The organism is Paenibacillus sp. MBLB1832, from assembly GCF_032271945.1.
Taxonomy (GTDB): domain Bacteria; phylum Bacillota; class Bacilli; order Paenibacillales; family NBRC-103111; genus Paenibacillus_E; species Paenibacillus_E roseopurpureus.
The window spans coordinates 5,372,298-5,396,625 of record NZ_CP130319.1; the positions used below are offsets into that span (position 1 = coordinate 5,372,298).

At 48.3% G+C, this 24,328-nt stretch carries 20 protein-coding genes and 2 riboswitches; of the genes, 6 read left to right on the plus strand and 14 right to left on the minus strand.

Features of this window, described 5'->3' with window-relative positions; translation table 11 throughout:
* Nucleotides 1-39: 39 nt before the first annotated feature.
* Both MJB10_RS24295 and MJB10_RS24300 read right to left on the minus strand, forming a co-directional pair.
* Complete coding sequence (locus tag MJB10_RS24295; protein WP_314799573.1) at nucleotides 40-690, minus strand: urea amidolyase associated protein UAAP2; 651 nt, start codon at nucleotides 688-690, stop codon at nucleotides 40-42.
* A 31-nt stretch (nucleotides 691-721) separates the two neighbouring features.
* A complete protein-coding gene (locus MJB10_RS24300) occupies nucleotides 722-1,441 on the minus strand; it encodes an urea amidolyase associated protein UAAP1 (RefSeq protein WP_314799576.1) in 720 nt (239 codons plus the stop codon).
* A 71-nt stretch (nucleotides 1,442-1,512) separates the two neighbouring features.
* Nucleotides 1,513-1,611: riboswitch (guanidine-I (ykkC/yxkD leader) on the minus strand.
* A 190-nt stretch (nucleotides 1,612-1,801) separates the two neighbouring features.
* Nucleotides 1,802-1,906: riboswitch (guanidine-I (ykkC/yxkD leader) on the plus strand.
* Between the two features lie 88 nt (nucleotides 1,907-1,994).
* Here MJB10_RS24300 and MJB10_RS24305 point away from each other — a divergent pair.
* Complete coding sequence (locus MJB10_RS24305; RefSeq protein WP_314799580.1) at nucleotides 1,995-3,383, plus strand: APC family permease; 1,389 nt, start codon at nucleotides 1,995-1,997, stop codon at nucleotides 3,381-3,383.
* Between the two features lie 342 nt (nucleotides 3,384-3,725).
* Here MJB10_RS24305 and MJB10_RS24310 read toward each other — a convergent pair whose 3' ends face one another.
* The 4 genes from MJB10_RS24310 to MJB10_RS24325 form a co-directional block, all read right to left on the minus strand.
* Entirely contained in the window at nucleotides 3,726-4,712 is a 987-nt protein-coding gene (locus MJB10_RS24310) for a Gfo/Idh/MocA family protein (RefSeq protein ID WP_314799582.1), read from the minus strand.
* Between the two features lie 93 nt (nucleotides 4,713-4,805).
* Nucleotides 4,806-5,912, minus strand: a complete 1,107-nt coding sequence (locus MJB10_RS24315; RefSeq protein ID WP_314799585.1) for a Ger(x)C family spore germination protein — start codon at nucleotides 5,910-5,912, stop codon at nucleotides 4,806-4,808.
* Entirely contained in the window at nucleotides 5,905-6,984 is a 1,080-nt protein-coding gene (locus tag MJB10_RS24320; protein WP_314799588.1) for a GerAB/ArcD/ProY family transporter, read from the minus strand. The genes MJB10_RS24315 and MJB10_RS24320 overlap by 8 nt, the downstream gene beginning before the upstream one ends.
* 13 nt (nucleotides 6,985-6,997) lie before the next feature.
* The gene (locus MJB10_RS24325) at nucleotides 6,998-8,506 is read right to left on the minus strand and encodes a spore germination protein (RefSeq protein WP_314799590.1); all 1,509 of its coding nucleotides are present in this window, start codon (nucleotides 8,504-8,506) and stop codon (nucleotides 6,998-7,000) included.
* A gap of 201 nt (nucleotides 8,507-8,707) precedes the next feature.
* On the opposite strand from MJB10_RS24325, the gene MJB10_RS24330 reads away from it, so the two are divergent.
* The 5 genes from MJB10_RS24330 (at nucleotide 8,708) to MJB10_RS24350 (ending at nucleotide 11,376) form a co-directional block, all read left to right on the plus strand.
* Nucleotides 8,708-9,088, plus strand: coding sequence for a hypothetical protein (locus tag MJB10_RS24330; protein WP_314799592.1), 381 nt, complete (start codon nucleotides 8,708-8,710; stop codon nucleotides 9,086-9,088).
* A 54-nt stretch (nucleotides 9,089-9,142) separates the two neighbouring features.
* Nucleotides 9,143-9,565 carry an SRPBCC family protein gene (locus MJB10_RS24335; RefSeq protein WP_314799594.1) on the plus strand — a complete coding sequence of 141 codons (423 nt, stop codon included), beginning with the start codon at nucleotides 9,143-9,145 and terminating at the stop codon, nucleotides 9,563-9,565.
* Nucleotide 9,566: 1 nt separating this feature from the next.
* Entirely contained in the window at nucleotides 9,567-9,941 is a 375-nt protein-coding gene (locus tag MJB10_RS24340) for an ArsR/SmtB family transcription factor (RefSeq protein ID WP_314799597.1), read from the plus strand.
* Between the two features lie 208 nt (nucleotides 9,942-10,149).
* Complete coding sequence (locus MJB10_RS24345) at nucleotides 10,150-10,917, plus strand: DODA-type extradiol aromatic ring-opening family dioxygenase (protein ID WP_314799599.1); 768 nt, start codon at nucleotides 10,150-10,152, stop codon at nucleotides 10,915-10,917.
* 63 nt (nucleotides 10,918-10,980) lie between these two features.
* Complete coding sequence (locus tag MJB10_RS24350) at nucleotides 10,981-11,376, plus strand: DoxX family protein (RefSeq protein WP_314799600.1); 396 nt, start codon at nucleotides 10,981-10,983, stop codon at nucleotides 11,374-11,376.
* Nucleotides 11,377-11,568: 192 nt separating this feature from the next.
* On the opposite strand, the gene MJB10_RS24355 is transcribed toward MJB10_RS24350, so the two are convergent.
* The 8 genes from MJB10_RS24355 to MJB10_RS24390 all read right to left on the minus strand — a co-directional run bounded on the left by MJB10_RS24355 (nucleotide 11,569) and on the right by MJB10_RS24390 (nucleotide 24,279).
* Nucleotides 11,569-12,474: an AraC family transcriptional regulator gene (locus MJB10_RS24355; RefSeq protein ID WP_314799602.1), complete on the minus strand. Its 906-nt coding sequence runs from the start codon at nucleotides 12,472-12,474 to the stop codon at nucleotides 11,569-11,571.
* 78 nt (nucleotides 12,475-12,552) lie between these two features.
* The gene (locus MJB10_RS24360) at nucleotides 12,553-13,263 is read right to left on the minus strand and encodes a metallophosphoesterase family protein (protein WP_314799604.1); all 711 of its coding nucleotides are present in this window, start codon (nucleotides 13,261-13,263) and stop codon (nucleotides 12,553-12,555) included.
* A 145-nt stretch (nucleotides 13,264-13,408) separates the two neighbouring features.
* Nucleotides 13,409-14,722, minus strand: coding sequence for a methyl-accepting chemotaxis protein (locus MJB10_RS24365; protein ID WP_314799606.1), 1,314 nt, complete (start codon nucleotides 14,720-14,722; stop codon nucleotides 13,409-13,411).
* An 84-nt stretch (nucleotides 14,723-14,806) separates the two neighbouring features.
* Nucleotides 14,807-19,987, minus strand: coding sequence for an S-layer homology domain-containing protein (locus tag MJB10_RS24370; RefSeq protein WP_314799607.1), 5,181 nt, complete (start codon nucleotides 19,985-19,987; stop codon nucleotides 14,807-14,809).
* 162 nt (nucleotides 19,988-20,149) lie between these two features.
* Nucleotides 20,150-21,244: a glycoside hydrolase family 88/105 protein gene (locus MJB10_RS24375; protein ID WP_314799608.1), complete on the minus strand. Its 1,095-nt coding sequence runs from the start codon at nucleotides 21,242-21,244 to the stop codon at nucleotides 20,150-20,152.
* A 33-nt stretch (nucleotides 21,245-21,277) separates the two neighbouring features.
* A complete protein-coding gene (locus MJB10_RS24380; protein ID WP_314799609.1) occupies nucleotides 21,278-22,411 on the minus strand; it encodes a hypothetical protein in 1,134 nt (377 codons plus the stop codon).
* 2 nt (nucleotides 22,412-22,413) lie between these two features.
* The gene (locus tag MJB10_RS24385; protein ID WP_314799610.1) at nucleotides 22,414-23,289 is read right to left on the minus strand and encodes a carbohydrate ABC transporter permease; all 876 of its coding nucleotides are present in this window, start codon (nucleotides 23,287-23,289) and stop codon (nucleotides 22,414-22,416) included.
* Between the two features lie 39 nt (nucleotides 23,290-23,328).
* Entirely contained in the window at nucleotides 23,329-24,279 is a 951-nt protein-coding gene (locus MJB10_RS24390) for an ABC transporter permease (RefSeq protein WP_314799612.1), read from the minus strand.
* Nucleotides 24,280-24,328: the final 49 nt, after the last annotated feature.

Here is a 24,328-nt window from a genome sequence, read left to right on the forward strand (position 1 = left end):
AACCACACTCCTTCACGTTATCCCTCTTTTATTTATCTATTAGTTATCCCAAATGAGCACCTGAATCGGTGTCGGATTGTACGCATTACATGGATTGTTAAGCTGCGGACAGTTGCTGATGAGTACCATCGTCCTGCCGTGAGACTGCATTTCGACATAACAGCCTGGCGCAGAAACACCATCATCGAACTTTAGCCCGCCTTCAGGTGTAACTGGCACATTCATGAAGAAATTAATGTTAGGCGCCAAATCCCGCTTCGTATAAACACCGTCTTGCCCGGCAAGCTGCAGCATGAACGTATCGCGACAGTTGTGCATCGACAACTTCTCGTGTGCGTATCGCACGGTGTTGCTCTGTGCTGAGCATGAACCGCCAACGGTATCATGACGACCGCAGGTGTCAGCGACAATGGTGAGCAGCGCCTTCCCGGACTCTGCACGCAGCACGGATCCTGTGCTTAGGTAAATGTTGCTCTGACCTGTGATTGTCGCCACAGCGCTGTAGTGATCTTCTGGATTTTCCGCATCGAAAAATAAAGTATCCGCCGCTTGATTGCCTTCCAAATCCACGATTCTGAGCACTTGCCCTGGCTTCAGCTCCCTCATCCAGCCATCCCCTGCTTGAACCACTTCACTATATATAGCCTCTTCGACAAGACGAGGGCTTTCAACTCGATTAAATACCGCCATACGACATGCCTCCTCTTTATGGTTAATGTGATTAAGCGTTTAATAAGGTGTGATATTCCCATGTATTTTCAAAAGCTCTACGATTCTCCGAGCGATAATTCAAGCAATAATCGTCTTCATGGAGGGGCGGTGCTGGGAGCACCTCGATCCTGACAGGCACCGACGGGTAGCTCTCGCTGGGATCTAGAGGGTTCGGCGTATTAGATAGAACTACTAATAGATCAAGTTCAGTTCTTAGTGTGACCGTCGCACCTGCTGGGCAGTGTCCTTGAACGAACTTCATATCCCCATTGTTTTCTACAACGATTTTGGAAAAGAAGTTCACGACCGGCATCATATCCCGCATACTTAGGCCATTGCGAACCAGCTCCACGGCGAAATTTTCTTGCCCGCTCCGCAGCCACTCATTGCGCAGCTCTTGATAGTTCGTCACTCCGTATTTGGCATCGGTTTTTGCGCGGCTTGTGTAGCCGCTCAATGGATCATGCCAGCCTAGGCTATCTTCTACGATGCTCACCATTGCTCGACCGTTATCACTCATCAACACGTTGCCTCGTGTCAAGTGAGCGGTATACTGTGCTTTCAGCGTATCCGGCATATTGTAGCGCTCCGTCAGATCCTTCGCGTGGTACAGCTGGAACGAAACATTCGCCCCCGCTTCCAGCGCTGTCAATCGAATCAACTTCCCTTTGCCAATGGTCCCTGACCATTTGCCCCCTGGCCCAATGTCCTTGCTCCAAATGTTAGCCATGCTAGCCATCTCCTTCGCGGTTTTATCTAAACAAAAAGGGAGACATCACAAGACGCAGCGGTCTTGGTGATATCTCCCAGGTTTTTATCCTTCCGTGGCACTCTCTTGCGAGAGTGGTTTACTCTCGGACCAGCCTGGTTGATACCAGCGGAACCCTAGTAAACAATCGTATTCGTTTGTGTTATTAAACATAACATCGAGAATGGATGGTGTCAATGACTTTTGATGATTTTGGGTGAATGGTATAAAATACTTCTCATGAATTGGTTTGTGTGTTATATTAACTTACACGAACGAATAATATCTAACACACAGTTGTATATTTACTTTTATTTCATTGATTAAGTAACGAAACATCACATATTAGTTTTCTAGGGTTCCGCAGGGGCATGTTCACCTGGTCTGGTCCAAGAGGAAACGCACAGCTAAAGACTGTGTTCACGGAGGGATAAAAGCCCGGGAGATATCTTGCTTTATAGATATCACTCTGGCTTTTTTGTATACATCGCCCTTTGAGGTGTTCTAAGTAATTAAGAATGAGGAGTGTTATTCTATGTCCAATCAAGTCACACTACGTAGATCGTTAAGTCTCTACCAAGTCGTCTATATGGGACTCGCCTGGATGACCCCGATGATTTACTTCTCTATTTATGGCATCGCGTATGAGAACTCTCATGGAATGCTCACACAAGCGTATCTGCTCGCATTCGTCGCTATTTTTTTCACGGCCTATAGCTATGGTGTCATGTCCAAGGTGTTTCCGACATCCGGCTCCGCGTATACGTACACCAAAAAAAGCCTTCACCCTTACCTCGGCTTCCTCGTCGGTTGGGCGCTGCTTCTGGACTACTTCTTCTCTCCCATCATCGCTTGCCTCACCTTCGGCATTTACTTGCATGCACAATTCCCTTCCATTCCAGCTTATGTGTGGATCATCGGACTTAATATCGTCCTCGGTATCATTAACATCATCGGCATAAAATTTTCCGCAAATATAAGTAAGTTGTTCGTTTGGATTCAAATTATTTTCATCGCCACCTTCTGCTTCTTCCTCTTTCGCAACTTAGCCGGCGCCCAGGAGATTCATCCGCTTCAGCCTTTCTTACAAACGGATGTGCCATTTACCACGATTCTAGCTGGCGCTTCGATTATTTGCTTCTCGTTCTTGGGCTTCGATACGGTCACTACGATGGCTGAAGAAACGGTTAACTCGGAGAAAACGATCCCGCGCGCCATCATGATTATCATCATTGCGGCTAGCGTTCTTTACTTGGTGCCATCTTTCCTGACACAGCTCGTTTATCCGCATCTAACATTCGTCAACGTTGACTCCGCAGGCTTCGAGATTGTCAAAATGGTTGGGGGAGCGGCTTTGAGCTCCGTATTCCTTACGGTTTTGGTATTAGCTATTTTCACCCAGGGTTTATCTTCCGTAACGAGCGTGTCTCGCCTGCTTTTTGTATTGGGTCGGGATGAAGTACTTCCGAAGCGCGCCTTCGCTTATCTTCATCCGAAGCTGGGGACGCCTGTTATCAACATTGTGATTGTTAGTGTAGTGTCCCTACTCGCACTCGCGATCTCACTCGACAACGCTGTGAAGTTCGTAAATTTTGGCGCGCTGACCGCCTTCTTCTTCGTCAATGTTTCTGTCATCGCGCAAAAGTATGCGAAAGAACGCAGACGCTCTGCGAAGCAAACGGTTCTTTATCTGGCATTGCCTTTGCTGGGAGCTGGCTTCATCGGCTACCTGCTGTCGCTGCTGGATCAGGATGCCCTCTGGATGGGCATGACCTGGCTCGTCATCGGGATCGTGTACCATCTTCTGATGGGAAAACGATCCGCTCGGTTGCAGGGCACAGCTGTTGTACCTGTGCGTACGGCTGGCGGCGCGCGGGCGGCGGGGACTGCTGGGACTACTGGAACGGTGGGGACGATCAAGTAGGGGGGCGGCTGGTCGACTGGTGGCGCATATGTTGCAGGGGCCATGGAAGATCAAGTTAAGGAACAGTTGGTGGACAGGTGGCTGGCGGTCGGTGGACTAGTGGCTGGTGGCTGGAGATTAGCAGGGGAACTCATTGGATAAATCCACTGGAATGGCCTTTTAACTAGCTAAATGTTGAATTTGTTTGGACAAATCCACTCCAATCCTCTGAAAGTGCCTTAATTCGGCTGTTTCTGAGCAATTGGACTGGATAAGCGGTTAGGGAGCCTTAGGGCGCAAAAAAGGAGCTGTCCCCCGGTAGATACATCTACCACAGGAGACAGCTCCTTCGCTATCAGCGCCCTACACCCGATCCGCTGGGAACACCAGCCCGATCTGCCGACGCGCCTCATCCATGATAGCCATGGCGATGCTGGACGTCGCATGCGAGTTCGTCGCCGACTCGAGCACGCCTTCGCGGATCAAACGGCTGAATTCTTCCGCCTCGTAGCGCATGGTTCTTGCGCTTTGCTCCTGCGTCAGGTCCTCGACGGAGCCGTCGCGGTAACGAATTTGCACGCGGCTCGGCTGATTGATCGTATCAATGACCATAGTCGCAAGCTCGCCTTGAATTTCAGCGGGCAGGTAGGAGCTGGCGATTTTGGAATGCTGGATGACCGCATCCATGCCGTCATAGCTGAGCAAGAGGCTGCCTTCGCCATCGACACCAGATTCCAACATAACGGCGCTCGCTTGAACGCGGTTTGGCGCACCGAACAACACGGCCAGCGGGTAGATGCAGTACACGCCTAGATCCATCATTGAGCCGTTCGAGAAAGCAGGATTGAACGCATTCAGCACGGTCCCTTGCTTGTACGCGTCATATCTAGACGAGTACTGACAGTAGCTCGCGAAGTAACGGCGAATGGGACCCAGTTTATGTATATTCGCTTGTACGGCTTTAAAATTTGGCATGAGCGTTGATTTCAACGCTTCCATGAACACGACTTTGTTATTGCGTGCCGCGGCGATCATCGCCGCCAGCTCTGAGCTGTTGGACGCCGCAGGCTTTTCGCAAATGACGTGCTTCCCGTGCTCCATACAGAGAACGGCATACTGCGCATGCAGGGAGTTCGGACTTGCAATATAAACAGCGTCGAACGCATCGCTTTGTGCAAAAGCATTCAAATCCGCATAACGATGCGAAATGTCGAATTTAGCCGCGAATTCAGCGGCTTTCTCCTCGGTACGAGAGTAGACTGCGGTGACTTCGAACTCTCCCGTTTCTAGCGCAGCATGAATGAATTCCTCTGTGATCCAGTTCGTACCAATGATAGCTAAACGGTTCATTTTCCCCATGTCTCCTTCTTCTTAACGATGTCCATCCCTTTACCCTATCAAAATCAAAGACGAATTACAACGAGTGCTTCCATCCTAGACAACTCATTTCTGTTTCCCATAATGCTTGATCTTTACTTGGGTTGCACAATGAATCTCGATGTCAGGATACACCTCACGCCAGTTCATATTTTTCCATTCCTTATAGGGAACACTCGATTTCACGACATTGCCAAGCCCGAGACTATCCACATTTTTCTGCTGCATTCTCTTCAGGATCGCTTCTGCATGCTGTGTGATTTTAGCCGCAATCTTTTCTTCCAACTTATGTTTATCCTCTTCCTTACTGATCTTCAAGTCTCCCATATACTCCAGAATGACGCCGCTTACTTTCAATTGAATGTCCACCCGAAAGGAATGCGAGCCTGCACGAGCAACACGGATACGCCGCTTATTGATCAAGGAATCAAACAGAACAAGTTCTTTCTTTTCTTTCTCTCCACTAAGCACAATAGGCAACGAAGCCATTTTGAAATCATCGCGCATCATAGCAAAATAAACCGACTCATTCACATCCACCTTCATCCGAAGGCGATCATCCTGAAATAAGGCGATACCATCTACCTTAACATGATCGGTCAATTCGTTGATAATTGGAGCAACGGGATCAATCCCATCATCATAATAATCTCTTGTAAAATCATATAGCGTTACCTTCGGAATAGTTTGGATCTTGATCTCGGATTCTAACAGATGGTCAATGTACTTGGCGGTCCGCAAATAATTGCTGTAGTTTCGGATAATTAAAGAGTGGGCTTCTCCGTTCACTACAGTCACTTTAACCCGCGGCGAGACGGACGGATCTCTCACTAATGTGTCGATATCGTCCCAGAAACCTCGTTCAGCCAACGTCCACCCGAACAAGATATTGCGCATCTGCCCGCTGACTAGTGTCAACTGAGTCTGTCTGGAGAGATCCACCTTCGCACCCTTACTGCTATCCGAAATGGTCGTCAGCACTTCTCTGGGTCGTCTCCCTTCACCCGTTGAGAGAGGTATGCTATTGGTTACTCTCAGTTTCCCCTCTGGCATTAAATCAAAGCAAGTCGTATGCGTGAGTCCAATCTTCTCTAGAATGCGTTGGTCGCTGCCGCACCCTGTCAGCACCGCCAGCAAACCAATGAGCAGACATCGATACTGTGTCTTAAACATGCTGTTGTCGCCACCTTTGCAAGGAAAGAATGCCAATTAAGAAGATCGGCAGTCCGAACGCAAATGCAAAATCAAAATACGTCACGATGGACAACCATTTTCCGACTTCATCCAACACCCCTGGCATGAACGAGACTACAAAGGTAACAGCCATGGTATAAAGCGTAACTTGCGCGAACTTCTTATTTTTAAAAATCCGCTGTACCGTCAAACTTGCCGCCCAATGATACATCACGATCGTAATGAGAACACGAAAGACAAGAAAGCTAAATAACCCATTCTCCGCCCTCTCAATAAATGGAAATCGGATATAGGCAAGCAAATCGATGCATGGAAACATAATTAATTTCAGTTGCTGCAAGCTATAGAACCCAAAGCAGATGAGTGTAACACTCAAGTACATCAGAAAACTGAAGATATTCGCGAGATGCGCACTTGTAAATAACCGGGTTTTGGCTTGTATATAGGGAAATAAGAGTAAGAGGAGCTCATATCCCAAGAAGGAACTATAAAGGTTAAATAAGCCCATCCCATGCTCCTTCCCCTCCTGTAAGAAATAATGCGTGTAACGAGATAATTTCAAATCATTAATAAATGTCGCCCCCAAAGGCGCCATCCACAACACTAAGAAGATAAATACCGTGCTTGCCTTTACAATCGCGTAGATCCCTTTAATTATTAATAGATACGCAAGCAAGCTTAAAACAAACATAAAAATCATTGGGTTCGCCGTTGGGAAAGCGGTCACTTGGAAAATGAGCACATACTCTTTGGCTACCAAGCTGCCCGATAAGGACCACGCCAACGCTATAATCATATAGAACGGATACACCATCCACTTCGGTAGACAGTTTTCGAAAATCACGAAAATACTTTCGCCCTTCCCCATCTTCCATACAAGCCATATGAGATACAGATTGAAGGCAACAATCGCCGCGATAACGACTAACATCAGCCAACCGTTATAGCCAAAATATTCAGCAGCTACTCGTGGAAGCGCAAAGATTCCCACACCGACTTGGGTCATATGTATCAAAATGAAGACATGGAAACCACCCAGCTTCTCTTTCACGCATGAATCATCCTTATTTTCTCATTTTTGCCTTCTCTTCATTGTTCGTTCTCACTTGATTCGGCCGCGAAGTGAGGATGGAGAACGGACCGCGAATGAACACATCCTTCCAATCACTCCATTTCGTAGGGGCAAAAGGTGAAAGATAGGACGTTCCCAAGCTGGTTAACCCGCATAAATGGACCACAATAAAGCCAATCCCCAGCATAAGTCCGAAATTCCCCCAAATGCCTGCTAATACAATTAATCCGAAGCGTATTAGACGAATGGACGCACTCATCACGTAGCTAGGAATAACGAAGGACGAGATAGCAGAGGAGGCAACAGCGATAATCAAAATATTACTCGTCAGACCGGCTTGCACAGCCGCTTGGCCGATAACGATACCGCCGACGATACCGATGGTTTGACCGATCTTGGTCGGCAATCGCGCTCCCGCCTCGCGTAAAAGCTCAATCGTGACTTCCATCAACATAGCCTCAATGACGGGAGGAAAGGGCACTTTGCTTCGCGATTCTCTTAGCGTCAAAATCAGCGCCTCTGGTATCATTTCATAATGATACGTTGTTACGGCCACATAGATAGCTGTGAACGATATCGTGATCACGAAGGCGATAAATCGCAGCACTCTCGTTGCGGTCCCAATCGACCAGCGCTGATAATAGTCATCCGCCGAGGAGAAGAAGTCGAAAAATCCCGTAGGCCCACTCACTACGGTCGGACTTCCGTCAACGATAGCCAGGATGCGGCCTGAAACTAATTTGGAAACAGCGGTATCAGGCCGTTCGGTGATTAAAAATTGCGGAAATAAGGAATTCGGAAAATCATCGATATATTGCGTAAACATATTGCCATCATAGACGGCATCGATCTCGATATTCGTGATTCGGCGCACAAACTCATCCACGAGCTCCATATTTACAATATCTTTGATGTACAGCACATAGACGATCGTTTTGGTGATTTCGCCAACTTCCAGCTTCACCACTTTCAAATGAGAGCTTTTTACCCGTCTTCGCACCAAGGAGAGATTCGTATTCGCAGACTCTGTGAAGGAATCATGCGGTCCCGTAATGACCGATTCCGTCTCGGACTGTTCCACTCCCCTTGATTTCGGACCATAAACAATTACGAGATAAACGTTTCCCTCATGAAAAATAGCAGCTTTCCCAGACAAGATGCCTTTTACGACTTTCTTGGAATCTGACGCATGCCAGAAATTCGATTGTGCTAAAACATCCCGCACATCCTGGGCATCTTGAGCTTTGGATAATGGATCAACGATTTCCTTTGTAAACCGCATGGGGTCAATGAGATGAGGTATATACACAATATCGATGCCAGCGCTAGGGATCGAACGTTGAAATACATCAATGCAATCCTCGAATTGCTCCATGATATGGGCAAGGGATACAGGCTCGTCCGACTTGGCTGTTTCAAGTGAGCTTGGCAGTTCAAACTGTCTCAGCCCCTTCTCTGCTCTCCGCGAAAAGGAGAATAGTAATCGATCCCATATCGCCATATATAATCCCCTCTCCCATAGAGCTTTCCTTTATTCTGAGCAGATGCTCTTAAAATATTCCAAGTAACCCAAACTTGACATGAAACCTTTTGGTTTCATATAATGGAACATGTAACCCAAAGGTTTCACAATAATCGAATCGTTGGAAAACGAATTTTGCGGGAAAACTACGTAGGTCGCTACAGGAAAGGGAGATCAGGTATGCAGGATGATTTACTAAAAAAGCTGCGCTATAAACAAGGACGAGCGCTCGTCATGCAAGCACCAGCCGGGTATACATTAGGTATCGAGGACAGCGCAGCACCTAGCGGAAGCTATGAATTCGTTCAGCTATTCGTTAATAACGCCGCAGAGGTGGAAGCTTGGGTTGGTAAGGCGATCGCGTTCTTGGAAGACGACGCCATTTTCTGGATTACGTATCCGAAACAAAGTTCGAAGATCAAAACCGATATTAACCGCGACAGTCTGTTCACACTGGTCGGCGATTTGACGGATTATCGCGCTGTGAGCAATGTCGCTGTGGATGATAAATGGTCAGCCCTGCGCTTTCGCCATAAGTCAAAGGTGAAGAGCAAGGGATAAACAAGTAGAGTAGCTGCAACTGAATAAATAAAATGAAATCAGGAGGTTTTACTTATGGAAAATCAAACGCAATCGTTATCCGATATTAAACAAACCCTCATTTTTAACGCACCTATTCAAAAGGTTTGGAACGCCGTCGCGACGTCCGAAGGCATCGCTGTATGGTTCATGCCGAACAATTTCATGCCGGAAATCGGCTATGAATTTCATCTGGAGGCTGGACCATTCGGGAAATCTCCTTGTAAAGTAACGGAGTTGGATCCACCTAAGCGCTTGAGCTTCTCGTGGGGTAAAGATTGGTTTCTTTCTTTTGAGCTAACTGATCTGGATGGCAAAACAGAGTTCACCCTCATCCACGGTGGCTGGGATATCAACAAGGTTACTGAATTCGGTCAACCGCATGATACCGTTCGTGAAACTATGGCACAAGGCTGGGCGGGCATTGTCCAAAGACTTACCGCTTACGTCGAGGCTTAACATGGCTATCCCGTCGCAGAAGCATGACGTCTTCCAGGCCATTGCCGATCCTACGCGGCGCCAAGTACTTCAGCTTCTCGGTGATCAGGAGCTTCCTGTTACGGTCATCTCAAGCAATTTCCCGATGAGCCGCACAGCTGTATCCAAGCACCTGCGCATTCTGGCCGAAGCTGGCCTCGTGACAGAACGCAAGGTTGGCCGCGAGACCCGCTACCGATTGGAGCCAGAGCCACTGATGGAACTCAAACGTTGGCTGTCGTATTACGAGCGCTATTGGGAAAACAAGCTCAATGTGCTCAAACGGTTTGTTGAACAAGAAGATAACGCTGAGGGACTTGTGTATCCTCGTCTCGATGTTGTGAATCCAAACTCATAGAAAGCGTATAAGCCTCCCTGATTGGGGGGCTTGTTGCGTTTGAGTTGGAGATTATAATTACAACTGCAAATATATGACTTACTAAAAGTAATTAACTTACTTTTAACTTGACAGCAACGTGCGCTAGGAGTAAGATTAATTACATAAAGTAACTTAATATACGAAAGTAAATCGAAAGCAATTTAAGGACTAAAAGGAGATGACCGTTATGATATCACCGATTTTTGTAGGGCACGGCTCACCGATGATGGCGATACAGGATACACCTTGTACGGAGTTTTTGCTTGCGTATGGGCAAAAGCTTAAACCGAAAGCGATTGTGATCTTCACTGCACACTGGGAGACAGAAGTACTCACGATCTCGGCGACGAACGACGTCTATGAGACAATTTATGATTTCCGTGGTTTTCCGGATGAGTTGTTTCAAATAAAATATCCTGCTAAAGGGGACATTGCACTGGCTCAGTCGCTTGCGGAGCGATTTCAAGCGCAGGGGATCCCTGTCGCGCTGGATAGCGAGCGCGGGTTAGACCACGGCTCCTGGGTGCCGCTGTCTCGTATGTTCCCGACACCTGAATGCCCCGTCATTCAGGTGTCTGTGAATCCTTACCTGCCGCCTGCGGAGCAGTATCGCATCGGCGAAGCGCTGCGCGGACTCGATCAAGAGGACATCCTGATCGTCGGCAGCGGTGCTACGGTGCACAACCTGCGCGCGCTGAACTGGCATGCGACCGAGCCGGATGCTTGGGCGGTTGCTTTTGACGATTGGCTTGTGAAGAACACGCAAGACCAAAACCTTGAGGCTCTGTTCAACTACGCCACTGAAGCCCCAAATGCAAAAATGGCGGTGCCGCGTCCCGAGCATTTCATTCCGCTTTACATTACGATGGGCAGCGGCGATCCGCAGCGTCCTGCTGAGGTTATTCATCGCAGCTACGAAGTCGGTTCGCTCAGCTATTTGGCTGTTTCCTTTTAATAAAACTTGGCCAGCTTGCACAAGCTACTACAACCACTTTCTACAGACAGAGGTGCTCTGGCCATGATATGGACGACTCGCATCATTCAAACCTTGTTAGCCGCGGCGTACGTGATGTTCGGGATTCTGAAGCTATTTACGCATGATCTGCAAGTCGAGATATTCACCTCCACGTACGGGTATAGCGTCAGCTTCATGTACCTCGTGGGGGCTGTCGAATTGGCAGCTGGCCTCGGGCTCATCGTCGGACTATGGCGCCCTAGGTTAGCCCTGATCTCGGGGGGCGTCATCGCTGTTATCATGGCCTGTGCCATGCTCACACATATCCGCTCTCACGAGGGGATGCGAACGTCCGTGTTGCCGCTTATTTTCCTCGGGATGGCGATCTTCGTAGTTGTGAGAGTACAACAGGCTATAATCACCCGCGGCCGCAGCAATAAGTGCCGAATTAATCGATAAAATCGATTAATTCGCTATGGGAGCGGCCTCGGCCAGGCCCAAACAAAAAAAGAGACCCACAGCAACGGGCTGCGGGTCTTAAGTATATATATTTAAAAGGGGGTCGACTTTTATTATAGGATTCGAACCTTAAAGCGAGATGAATTTCAGATGTCATTTGTATGACAAATGATTCCGCTATGTTACAACAGCCTATTTCTCCCGAATCGGGATGTAAATATCCATCTGCACACGATCATGCCGCTGCGGATTGCAGCGCTCATCGTAGAGCTCGAACTCCGCGCTGCCCGCGTGCTCGTACCCCGAATGCGGGAACCATTCCGTGAAAATCGTCTGCCACGTACTCTGAATCGAAGCAACGAACTGATCAATCGGCACGAGTGGTGTCGTAAACACGGCATAGCGAGCCTCCGGAAACTCGCGGCACACGAGATCCTCTGGCACGTTCTCGAAGTCCGTTGCTTCCATGCCGATGATGTAGCTCAACCCACCGCTTTCCAGATCAAAATCCGCACAAATCCCAAGCTCAACCTGCGAGTCCGCGTGAACACGATTAGGGATGAGCGCCCCTTTGCCTTCCTTCAGATACGTCTGCCAAAAAGCAGGAATATCCCGATGATTCTGCCCATCCACACAAGATGTACGCAGTTCATACCCAATCAATTTAAACGCTGGCTTCGTTTGTATCACATACTCCATCCGTATACCTCCTAGATAAGGGTTAAATTTCCGATCCAGCACATTCACTTTGGGATAAAGCGGCGTTCGGATGCCTTCCTTGCGATAGGCAAGCGGCGTACGTTCGAATACCTTTTTGAACGCCCGAGTGAAGTTCTCTGGAGACTGGAACCCATTGTCGAGGGCGATGTCGATCAGCTTCTGATCCGTGTGTGCAATGTCATAAGCGGCTCGAGCCAGTCTTCTTTTGCGGACATAGTCCATCACATTGTCTCCCACCATGGTTTGAAAGACCCGATGAAAATGGAAGTCCGAGAAACAGGCGACGTCAGCCAAACACGCAACAGACAGCGGTTCCGACAGATGCTCCTCTATATGATCCAGCGTCAGCTGAATCCGCGTCTCATAATCGGTCTCCATCGTATGCCCCCTCCAGCTTGGTAACCTCAGTGTACGCGATGCGAGCTTAGCCTTCTTGATTTTTCTTGCTATCTGAGCCTACTTCCAGCTCCCTTTCGAAGGAACCGAGTACGTCTTATATTGATGCTTCCCTTTAATCTCCAAAAGATTCAGCTGCATCCCGTAAGCGCATCCCCCATCAATCCCGATTTTATCCGTGTCGAACCAGACATCTGGCTTTCCATGAATATCATGTGTCGTCGTATGCCCAAACACCACTGGCTTCTTCACGACCGTTCGATGCTGGACAAATGGCGCCCGAATCCAGATAAAGTCTCGCTCTGGCTGCGTTTTCCAGTCTTTATAAGCTGGATTCAAACCTGCATGCACGAAAATATGCGTCTCATTCTCATAATACAGCGGCAGCTCTCGCAAAAACGCCAAATGCTCACTGCAATTCGCGCGGATGCGCTCTTTGGACGTTTTCAAATCAAGGGTCTTGGAGCCGCTAAAGCTCTGAAACGTTTGGATGCCACCATGCTCGAAAAATTTCATTTCGGTTAGATCATCGGTCCCGTTCATCACTTCGATAAAACGCTGATCATGGTTCCCACGGAGCGCAATCGCCCCCTGCTCACGCACCAGAAACATGACGTGCTCAACAGTTTCAAGGCTATTCGGCCCACGATCCACGTAATCGCCCAGCAAAATAAGCTGATCCTCATCCGCCTGAAACTTCGCTTTATGCAGTAATTCCTTCAATTCAGTCACACAACCATGTATATCACTAATGACGAGTATTCGTTTCATAAAAAGCTTCCCCCGTATGTGGTCTTGTCCATCTCCCGTGTACATGAAGCTTATTTTATCATAATTAGGCGGAGTGTTGACTCCAGAATTAAAAAAAGCCGTTGCACTGCTGCTCAAAGCAACCATACAACGACTTTGATTGAATTCAAACCTGGAACACCTTGATCCTCGCGTGAAGATCATCGGCTTGGCGCGTCAGCAGCTCAGAGGACGATGCCAGTTCTTGCATCACAGACATCTGTTCTTGAACAGAAGCAGATACTTGTCGGATGTCTTCGGAAATGTGACCTGCGATGTCCCCCACTTCTCGGGTTTTCTTGTGTACATTCTCTTCTTGTTTCATCTGTTCATTAAGGCTGAGGGCGATCTGTTCCACGGCATGCGCCGTTTGTTCAAACGCATGATTGATGCGGTCCAAGGCAGCCTTAGCGGCATCACCTTTCACGGATTCACGGCTGGCAAGCTGTTCTTGCACCTTAGTCTTGTCGACGACTGCCGCAACACCCGATTCCATCCTCGTAATCAGTTGATCGATGTGTTTAACTGCCTTGGTACTCGCATCAGCCAGCTTGCGGATCTCATCTGCTACGATCGCAAAACCCAATCCCGACTCGCCCGCCCTAGCCGCTTCGATCGAGGCATTTAAGGCGAGCAGATTAGTCTGATCGGCGATCCCCCCAACGACTTGGGAGATACTCCGGATCTGCTTGGCATCCTCATGCAGGTCATCCACGATGGCCATCGACTCCCGGTTGGACGCAGCCAAGCTCAACATCCCATCCACCAGAGATCGGACGATGTTCCCGCTTTCCGAAATTGTTTTGAGCATCTCCATGGAAACCATGCGCGACTCTCCCGATTTCACGCTGATCTCAGCTGCGGAAGATTTCATTCTCGTCGCCGCTGATAAAATATCGACGTGCAAATCTTCTTGTTCCGCAGTCCCTCGGGATATGGTTTCCGTGGCACCCGAAATCCGCTCAATTTGCCGTGCCGCTTGGTCCATCCCTTCACTGAGCGAACTGGCATGGTTGTAGGTAAACGTAACATTTTCCGAAATGTCCTTGATGATTTGCCGTAAGCCTATAATCATTCGCTCAAACGATAAGCTGAGTTGCTGGATTTCATCATCAGACGAATACGTCGGTATTTGAATTTTCAAATTGCCAGTAGCGGCTTCGTTCGCAGCTTCGGTTAATCGGCGCAGGGGCTTAATCAGCCATGCCGCCCCTAACCAACCTAGTACGCCTGTCCATACGATGCCGAGCAACAGAACTATGGAAAGAAATGTCCACTCAGACATTCCTGGGGCTATGAAATCTTTTAAATAAAAAATAAATAAAGCACTGCATCCATACGTGACGATGGAAACTGCGGTCATGCCTATGACGATTTTCTTAACGAGTCCGAATTTCATGACTTCACCTTCGCTTCTCTTGTTGTATTTTGTATTCATCATAAACAACGCATCTGGAGCTGACTATGATATAAATCACAGCAAAAAGGACGCCCCTAACGGCGTCCTTTCACGAACAAAGATTATCTATTCATTGATAAAATGGACTGCTTGCAGGAAGCGTTTCAGCATGACCGCCGCTTCCGCTCTTGTGGCATCTGCCGCAGGATGGAAGGTCGTGTCGGTTACACCCTTCACAATGCCAGCGTGAATCGCTTGGGATACCGCTTCTCGTGACCATGTGCTCACTTGATCTGCATCTGCAAATGAAACTAAGCCTTTCAGATCACTTTCCACGGATGTGCCTGCAAACGTCATCGCTCTCATCATCATCACAGCCATCTGTTCACGTGTAATCTGCGCATTCGGCCTAAATGTGGCATCCTCATAGCCGTTAATAAGGCCAGCTTTCGCAGCCGCACCCACACTTCCCGCGTACCAGCTGCCTGCAGCTACGTCGGTAAACTTGGCTGTGGCAGAAGCACCATCTACATTCAATCCCAGCGCTCTGATCAGCAGCGCCGCGAATTCCGCGCGCGTGATCGATGCGTCTGGTGAGAAAGCATCCGCTGAGGTTCCTTGAATAACCCCTTTGGAAGCAAGCAATTCCACATCTGACTTGGACCAGTGTGTCTTCACATCAGCGAAAGTCCTAGCAGATTGGACTACCGCATACAGACTGTTCCCTGGGCGCATCATCGTTACTGTCGTCTGCCCCTGATTGGTACTGAAAGTCGCTGGCACAAAGATAATTTCGCCCGTATCTGGATGAATCCACACAGCAGTAAACTGAGCGGCATCCAGCAAACCATCCACTGTAACGCTGCGAGTTACATACGTACTTCCAAAATCATTCACCGCAATTTGCTTGCCATTTCCTTCAGCAACGACTGTAAATTCTAGGGTGTGGCCTAGCAATGTCATGCCTCTTTCTCCGAGATTCGCGCGTATAGCCGTCTCACTCTCGACGGAGCCTTGTTCGATGATAATCCGTAGCGTCATATCGGACACATCTGTCGCCAAGGATTGGGCCAAATCAGGCAAGTTCAACACCGAAATCGGCAGGTTATAGGCCACACCGTTCGCTCTCATGGACAGCGCAGCATTGGATTGATTAGCTGTGTCTGTTTGCAGTGCACCCGCAGGAAGTACGAACTGAGCTGCCGTCTCCGTGCTTTTCACGTCAATAACAATGGTCTGCTTATCGGCGCTTTGAGATCTGAGCAAGCTCAACGCCTTTTCTAAATCCTCTTCTGAAATCGTCACGGTAGAAAACAGCTTCCCGTCGACGGTCTCATTCGTCGGATTACTTATGATTTCCACACCATGTTGGATCAATTTCACTGGATCAGAGGGCAGAATGACAACAGGGTTACTCGGCACAACTGGAGCAATAAAGGAAAGGAAATTCCCTTTCACGATATCTCCTGCTGCATCACGCTGAAAAGGTAACACAGGCACTAGGCTTCCAAAGTTCCCATCAGTCAGCCGCATACCTAATATATTGATAGATTTGGAACCGTCCCAAAAATAATTCGATGTCGAGTTCAATTCCGCTGGATAGTTATCTTTGGCTGTGACGCTCGTTTGATACGAGATGAATCCGTCGATGCGAAAATTCAATGAAACTCCCGTATACGAGGTGAAATTCAGATTCCCTTTCGCATTGTTATACGCAATATTCGTGCTCTCCGCTCGAACGCCTGGATTACTATTGCTGGCGAAGCCATACGCACCATTGCCGAAAGCGATGCTGTTTCGGATAATATGAGGCACGTGAATACCTTCACCGCCAAGTTTAAAACCATTTTTATCCCCGGCACCTACAGCTCCTGAAGTCAATGTACCATTGTTATACGCAATACTGTCTTCGATAATGACAGGCCCGATCGCGCCTGTGCCTACCTTCGTATAAAGATCCCAGCCGTCATCGATATTGTTATGCGCAATATCGCCTCGGAAGATATTCCCTGTACCTGAGGTCAGCTTTGCTGCAAAGCCATCCGCGTTATTGTTCGCAGGATCTGCATTATCATAGGATTCACAATTGAGAATGAGATTGTTCGAAGGCCACAGCTCTCGGCTTGCTGTTTCATCCGTACGGCTGATTTGCAGCCCGGTGTCGCCATTTGCATAGAATCGGCTGCCCTCTACGATATTGTTGCTGCCACCAATCGTAAAGCCTTTCGTGTTTCCAGCTGTCCGAGTAAAGTCGATGCCTTTCAAATGCCAGTAGCTGCCGCTTAATACAACACCTTCCGATTTCTTGTCAAAATCGATAATGGGCTTCGCACCCGGTGCTGCGACCAGGTACTTTCTGGCGGACGCCGTACCGTCGTGGCCTTTTGGTATGTTAATTTTGGCCTCACGTATGTATCGACCATCGAGTAGAATGACTTTTTGGCCTGGTCTGACATAAGCCACAGCCGTATCCAGATCTAACGGATGGTCGATCGTCCCATCACCGCCATCATTCTTCTTCGCTCTCGGAGACACATAGATGTCCCCGCCATCCACGTAGATTTTCATATCAACGTTGTGATTTAAAACAATTTGATTATAGGACGTGAGATATTGCGTATCGTCTGGCACGAAAGCTGCGCTAAAATTGGTATACGTATTCGCTGTTACCGTCGTGTTCAAGGTGAGCGGGACACCTTTCACCACTGCTGCATTTTGCAATAAATAACTGTTTCCTTGCTTAATCGTAACCGTACCGTTCACATTCGATTTTAGCCCCAACGAGTAAGCAGAATCTGAAGTCTGTGTAAGTCCAGTTAAGCTTACATCTGGCGTCAACGGTGTCGGATCAGGTACTGTCATCGGTTTATCTGTTTGCGCTGCACTCAACTTCATGTTGATATCACTGACTTCAATCGTTGCTAGACGAGCTACATAGAAGCCCACGTACATGTTATCTTGATCTTGAACCTTTAGGATGTCAGGAGCATAGAAGCTCGCCGCCACCCCACTCGCTCCACGATCTAAACGACCAGAGAAGCCATTATTTGTTTTGCTCAGCGTAAGTTTATAATCGACAGTTGGGTAGGTCGTGCTTTCTGTTGGTTTAACGGGCTCCAGCATCTTGCTTTGAACACCCAAGCTGCCCGCCCCACTTGGCGATGTAACCCCTGTTCTCATGAACAATTGGGTTCCGTTCTGCTTCGTTGTCGCACCGCTATAGCCGCCAATGGCTGCAAAATTGGAGCCCGACACACTGGAATCACCAGCAGTACCAATCGAGTCTCTAGCCATAATCCCGAAGGACTCCTGACCGTCATGAGGATCCTTTGCGTAAGCAGTAACTTTGATATGAGCGGATAATTCGAAATTATCCATCGTCGGATCCAGTTCCGTATAATAGAACATGAGGCCGTCCTGATCACCCGTCACCTTGCCTCCGCCTTCTAAAGCAGTAAGCTGAACAACGCTGCCATCTTCACTGACATTGATTTTATTCGATGCAGCCGATGTGGACTGACCGAATCGAATCGATTTCCACACCACATTTCTAGGCTCCGTTACCGTAACGAGAAGAACAGTTGGCGGGATGGACGTGTCTAATGGCTTGATCTGAAGGGCATACACACCCGCCTGCGTTTTATCGTATGCTGTGGCAATGACTTCATATTGACGGGACGCTAGCAGCTCTCTTTTGCCATTATCATAGACCTTCGACACGCTCAAGCCTGTCATATCCAAGTCTTGCCCTTTCACATACGTTGTTCTCGGATAGTCCGTGACTTCGACTCCGGTCACAACAGGCTGATTAACAGTTATGGTGAAAGATTTCGTTGCCGCACCTTTATAGGTGGATACCGTAAGTGTCTTAGTACCTGTCGTGCTCATATCAGCGGGAGTCACATTGATGTTAAATTCGTTGCGCAGCAGTTTCACTTCCGAGTTATCACTAAAATGCGCATACACCGCAATTCCTGCTTGATCAAATGTGTCCCCTATAAAATAAGACGTCTTCGCGGGATTTGCCTTAATAATTAAGTCGGTCATTTGCGCATTTTTAACATTAATGTCGAAGGTTGTGTACGTTGTGGCAGTAACCGTAGACCAGACCGTTACCGTTTTCGTTCCTGGTGTGATCAGCTTATAGGCAGCATTGGTTACCGTTGCATCACCTGAGGGGATAGAAGTCATATACTGACTGCTCTCCAGCGTCGACCAATCACCAATACCATTGTATTGGCCGCGCACGGTCAGCCCTTGCGGATCAAAATACTCCCCAAGATAATAGTCCATTTTGGCAGGTAAATAGGTAATGCCCATCCCCGTTACAACTAAAGGCTTGAAATGAATAGGAAACGAAGCCGTTTTCCCGTTAAAATTAACCGTTAACGTACGATCTACTGCTGTTTTGTTATCAAATCCAGAAACAATATAGTCATTGGGAGTAAGCTCATCCTCATGACCATCCTGGTACACCGCCGTAACTTTTAAACCTGTTAGATCCATGCTCTCACTGACGAAATAGTCGTTTTTCACGGAGGAGGTGTCTAGTCTTAACTGGCTAGGTACTCTTTCATCTTTATGGAAGGAGATGTCGGAGAACGTTACGACTGTATTTCTAGCGGCGTAGAGCCCCGCGTAGGCGAGGGAGCCAGTGAAATTGTCGATGATCGCCGTTTCGTTGCCGATTTGCACCTTATACACACTACCTGATTTCTTAATGCTCAACTGATACTCGTTATCCTTTGCAGGCAGGGGCGCTGTAAAGGTTGTGATTTTCTTAACGGGATTGGTGGTTGCGTTGAAGGTCCCTTGTTTATAGAAGGCCTCCATCTTCTGATCCAGCGCACCTACGGCCACATAATCGCCTGTAAACCCACTTTGGTAGGCATTATCCAGGATATTTTGCCGCAGCATAATACCGAATGAAATTTGAGTTAAACTGCTTGTCGTACTTACAGCCCATGCATTTACTTTGGCTTTGGCCGAAAACTCGAAATTATCCCCAGGCTGAATGTCTCTAAAATAGTAGGCCATCCCTTCTATGGCACTGGATCCAGTGGAGATTTTCCCTTTATCCTTTTCTACCCGAAGATCCACACTTCCGTTAGCGTTCTCTGTAATTCCAAAGTTGGTCGTTGTAAGATTGCCTGCACCGCCGACATCGCCAAAAACACTCCCCTTCCATGGACTTGTATCCGGTATGGAGACCCACGTTGGGTTTGCAGCCCGTGCAGCCGTCGGCAGCATCGCCGCCACTAAACAAATTGCCATGATTAGGGTAATGAAACGTTTTATTTTTTCCAAACCACATATCCCCTTAACAAGAATTGTATGCGTTTACATTTAATATAAAGCGAGGCGCTCAGCGCGCCAACTCGGATAGAAGGACGCCATCTAGCGCCCTTTTCTCCATTATTCCAGCACACGCGCCGTCCCCGACAGCACCGAACATCGTTATGTCTTCACTTACTTCACTAACGACGCCACTTCAACGCACGCCATGACGAATGCTCCCACACCATGCAAATCATTCTCACTCGTTGGGCGCGTAATATAGTTCTCATAATCCCCTGCGGACGTTCCAATACAGATGAGCGGCAAAATCAACTTACCTTGCTCGTCGAATTTCAACGTGCGCAGCAGCCCTTCGTAGCCTTTCACAGCTGCGGCTGCACATTCAGGACCAACGACGCCGAGATTGACGGCTTTGGCAATCGTGTACACGAACAGGCTTGTGCATGAGCTTTCCAGCCAGTTGTCTGGCTGATCGCCCTTGTCGACCACCTGGTACCACAGTCCGCTGTCCGCGTCCTGATAGTGGATGATCGTATGTACGAAGTCGCACAGCGAGCTCACCAGCGCTTCGCGCCCTGGCTCTTCCGCCGGCAATTCGTCGAGGAATTGCGATACGGCAAGGCCGTACCAGCCCAGCGAACGTCCCCAGAATTCCGGCGAGCAGCCGGTTTCAGGGTTCGCCCACGGCATACAGCGGCTTTCGTCCCACGCATGGTACAGCAGCCCCGTGCGCTCGTCTTTCATGTACTTGCGCATGAGCTGCTCTTGGTGCAGCACAGTTTGGCGCAAGCCGGTTTCGCCGAAGGCATTCGCGTATTTCAGCGCGAATACGCCGCCCATGTATAAGCCGTCCAACCACATTTGGTTGGCGTATTTATCTTTGTGCCAGAACCCGCCTTCGGAGGTGAGGTTCAAGGTGTTCAGCAGATGGCGCAGCTTTTCTGCGGCTACGCGGTATTTGCGCTCGCCGGTACGCTGTTCCAAACGGAACAAGAGCAGTCCTGCTTGCATCGCGTCGAGCTCGTCGCGCGCAAACATAAGGTTGCCATACTCGTCGACGAGACCGTCGACGTACGCTTTGATGTAAGCGTCATAGCGGTCATCGCCGCCTGCTGCCCATAGCATTTCCATGCCGCAAAGGAATACCCCCTGATGGTAATGCCAACGCCCTGCTGGCGGAAGCTCCATCGGTGTATATGTGGCTATGATTGAATCGCAAGAAGCTTGTGCCCACGCTAGTGGTGTTTTCGTTTGAGTTGATGTCATTGTAAGTTTCCCCTTCCTTTATGAAACTGCGATTTATTTTCCATCAATCATGGTGAATACGGGCCGTTTCGTAAGCAGCGGTGCCTGCAAACCAGCTAGTTGGTAGCACACAGAGCGAATCAACAAAGCTTGTGTGCCAGCATTCATATCGCCTTCCACTTCCCCTCCCCCAATGTGAACAGCCTTTGGCATACCGGGGTAAAACTCGCCTGGCTTAACCTGCGCCACATTCGGCGCTGTTGGTGAATGCGCAAGCTCACGGGAAAACCCGCCATCCACACGAAGAAGGCGTTTCATATTCGCAAGCGTTATGGCCATGATCTCTCGCAATTCTTCTGCTGAGATAGATAACTTCATATACGACAATAAGTGGATCGGATTGCGTATATAGCACATATCGACCGCTTCCTCGTGCCGCAAAGCATAGAGGATACTTTGGTAAATCTGTTCCTCTCTCGGCAATGGCACATCGAAATGATCGTAAAAAATGTGCAACTTGAACGTACCTGAGATTCGCACATAGTAGGAGCCCTCTCCCCATAAGCCGGTAAGTGTATCCTGCCTATTGGCAAAGAAATTGAACGCTGTTTGTGCAAATGCCGCTCTGCGGCTCTCTGGCTCCACTTGTCTTACGTAGACGCTTGAAGTTGAGAGACGATCGCAGCCTCGCCAGCTGTTCGTCAGCTCAACCGACTCTAACCAATCGAGATAGTCTTCTGGCGAAGCCATATACGCAGGTGCTTGCTGCGCCTCATAAGGAAGCGCATAAAGCGGCTTTCCGCCAAGCTTTCGCAAGGCATTCAAGCTATAGCTGATCGCGCGTGCCACCATGACCTCATCCTCACGCATCAGCGGGTTCTGGTCATAGAAGTAGCCTGAAGCTGCCTCTTGGTTACCCTGAAAGAAGCGAATACATGCTAGCTTCATCTCCGCTGACATGGCATCCAGCCAACCACAGCGTTCAAGAATATTCAATGCTTGCGCTGTCGATTCAATGTCTGGAACACCGCCTGGCATCCGCCTGGAGCTTGCAGCGTAATAAAACCCGCCGCTATTCGCATCCAATTGTCCGCCGAGCCATCCTCCAACCCCATCAAACAAACTATCCATCTCGGTTAAAAGATTACTGATTTCCCCGCTTAAATCGCACCCATGTCTATTTCTCATCATTACCCCTTAATCGATCCAATCATCGCACCCTTAGCAAAATGCTTTTGCAAGAACGGATACACAATCAGAATCGGAACAGTCGCTACGACGATAACAGCCATTTTGATCGACTGCGCCGGTGGCGGTGTCGTGTTGTCCAAGCTCGAACTCACGTCCAATCCGCTGGCTAGGACGACAATTTGGCGAAGCAATACTTGAATTGGCCATTTGGCGGCTTCATTAATATAAAGAATCGCACTCAGGTAAGTGTTCCAATAGGTTACCGCGTAGAACAACGAGATCGTCGCGATCGCAGGCATCGATAACGGCAGGACGATACGGAATAGAATGCCAAAGTCGCTGCAGCCGTCGATTTTCGCCGACTCCTCCAGCCCCTCAGGGATGTTTTGGAAGAAATTTTTCAAAATAATTAAATTAAACGCACTAACTGCCGTTGGCAGAATCAACGCCGCATAGGTGTCGATCATGCCAAGCTCCTTCACAACGAGAAACGTCGGAATCAAGCCGCCATGAAACAACATCGTGAACACAACGAGGAACATAATCACTTTACGTCCATCCACATCTCTGCGCGCCAACCCGTAAGCCATCAGCGCTGTGATGAACATACTGATCACCGTGCCAATCACAGTCGTCCCAATGGAGACCGCCATTGCTTTAAATATCGTATTTGTCGAAAAAATAAATCGGTATGCCTCGATACTCCAAACTGTCGGAATGAGGACGAATTTCTTAGACGCCATTTCCGCGCTCGTCGTGAACGAACCCGCCACCACGTGGATGAACGGGATGATTGTAATCAATCCGATGATGGTTAATAACAAATAGTTGATCATACCGAACATTCTGCCGGCTAATGTTTTATCTTCGACCACGACTACTACCTCCTAGCTGCTGCTAGGCGCTTACCGAACTTAGTAAACGCCCTCTTCGCCCATCTTTTTCGCAATACGATTCACAATCATCACCAATACAAGGCCGATGAACGATTTGAATAAACCAATCGCTGCGCTGTAACTGAATTGCCCTTGTTTCAGACCTGCTGTATATACATAAGTATCAATGATCTCAGCAACTTCTCGGTTCATGGAGTTAAGAAGCAAGTACACATGTTCGAAACCGAGCTCGAGAACCGCACCAATTTTCAAAATTAACAAAACAATAATGACACTTCGTATCGCGGGCAGCGTAATGTGCCACACCTGTCTAAGTCTTCCTGCACCATCCATACGAGCAGCTTCATACAAGCCAGGATCGATGGAAGCAATCGCCGCCAAATAAATAATCGTTCCCCAACCTGCTTCGCGCCAAATCACCTGCAAAATATAAATCGGTCTGAACCACTCTGGTGCCAGTAAGAAGTTAACCTTTTCAAAGCCGAAATATGAAATGATCTCATTAATAATCCCGCCGTCCATAGTCAGCATCACGAAGCTGATGGACACGATAATAACCCATGACATAAAGTGGGGCAGGTAAACGATCGTTTGAAACACTTTCTTAAACAGATCCCCTCTGACCTCATTCAGCATGAGCGCCAAAATAATCGGAATCGGAAAATAAAACAAGAGATTCATGACGAACAAGATTAACGTATTGCTTAAAATATTGAGAAAATCGGGTTCCGTAAACAACCTTTTAAAATGCTCCAAGCCAACCCATTCACTTCCGGTAACGCCCTTGAAAGGCTTGTAGTTCTGGAAGGAAATGATTAGTCCATACATAGGGATATACTTAAACACGATAAAATATAAAATCCCTGGCAGCAGCATGACATAAATCCATTTATTTTTCCAAAGACGTCTACTCAGTTCACTGCTTTGTTTTCTAGCAACCACACTTTGGGCTACATTCACTTCTTGCATAGGACTTCTTCCTTTCCGGGCGATCCAAGATAACCTTCTTGCGTTTAGA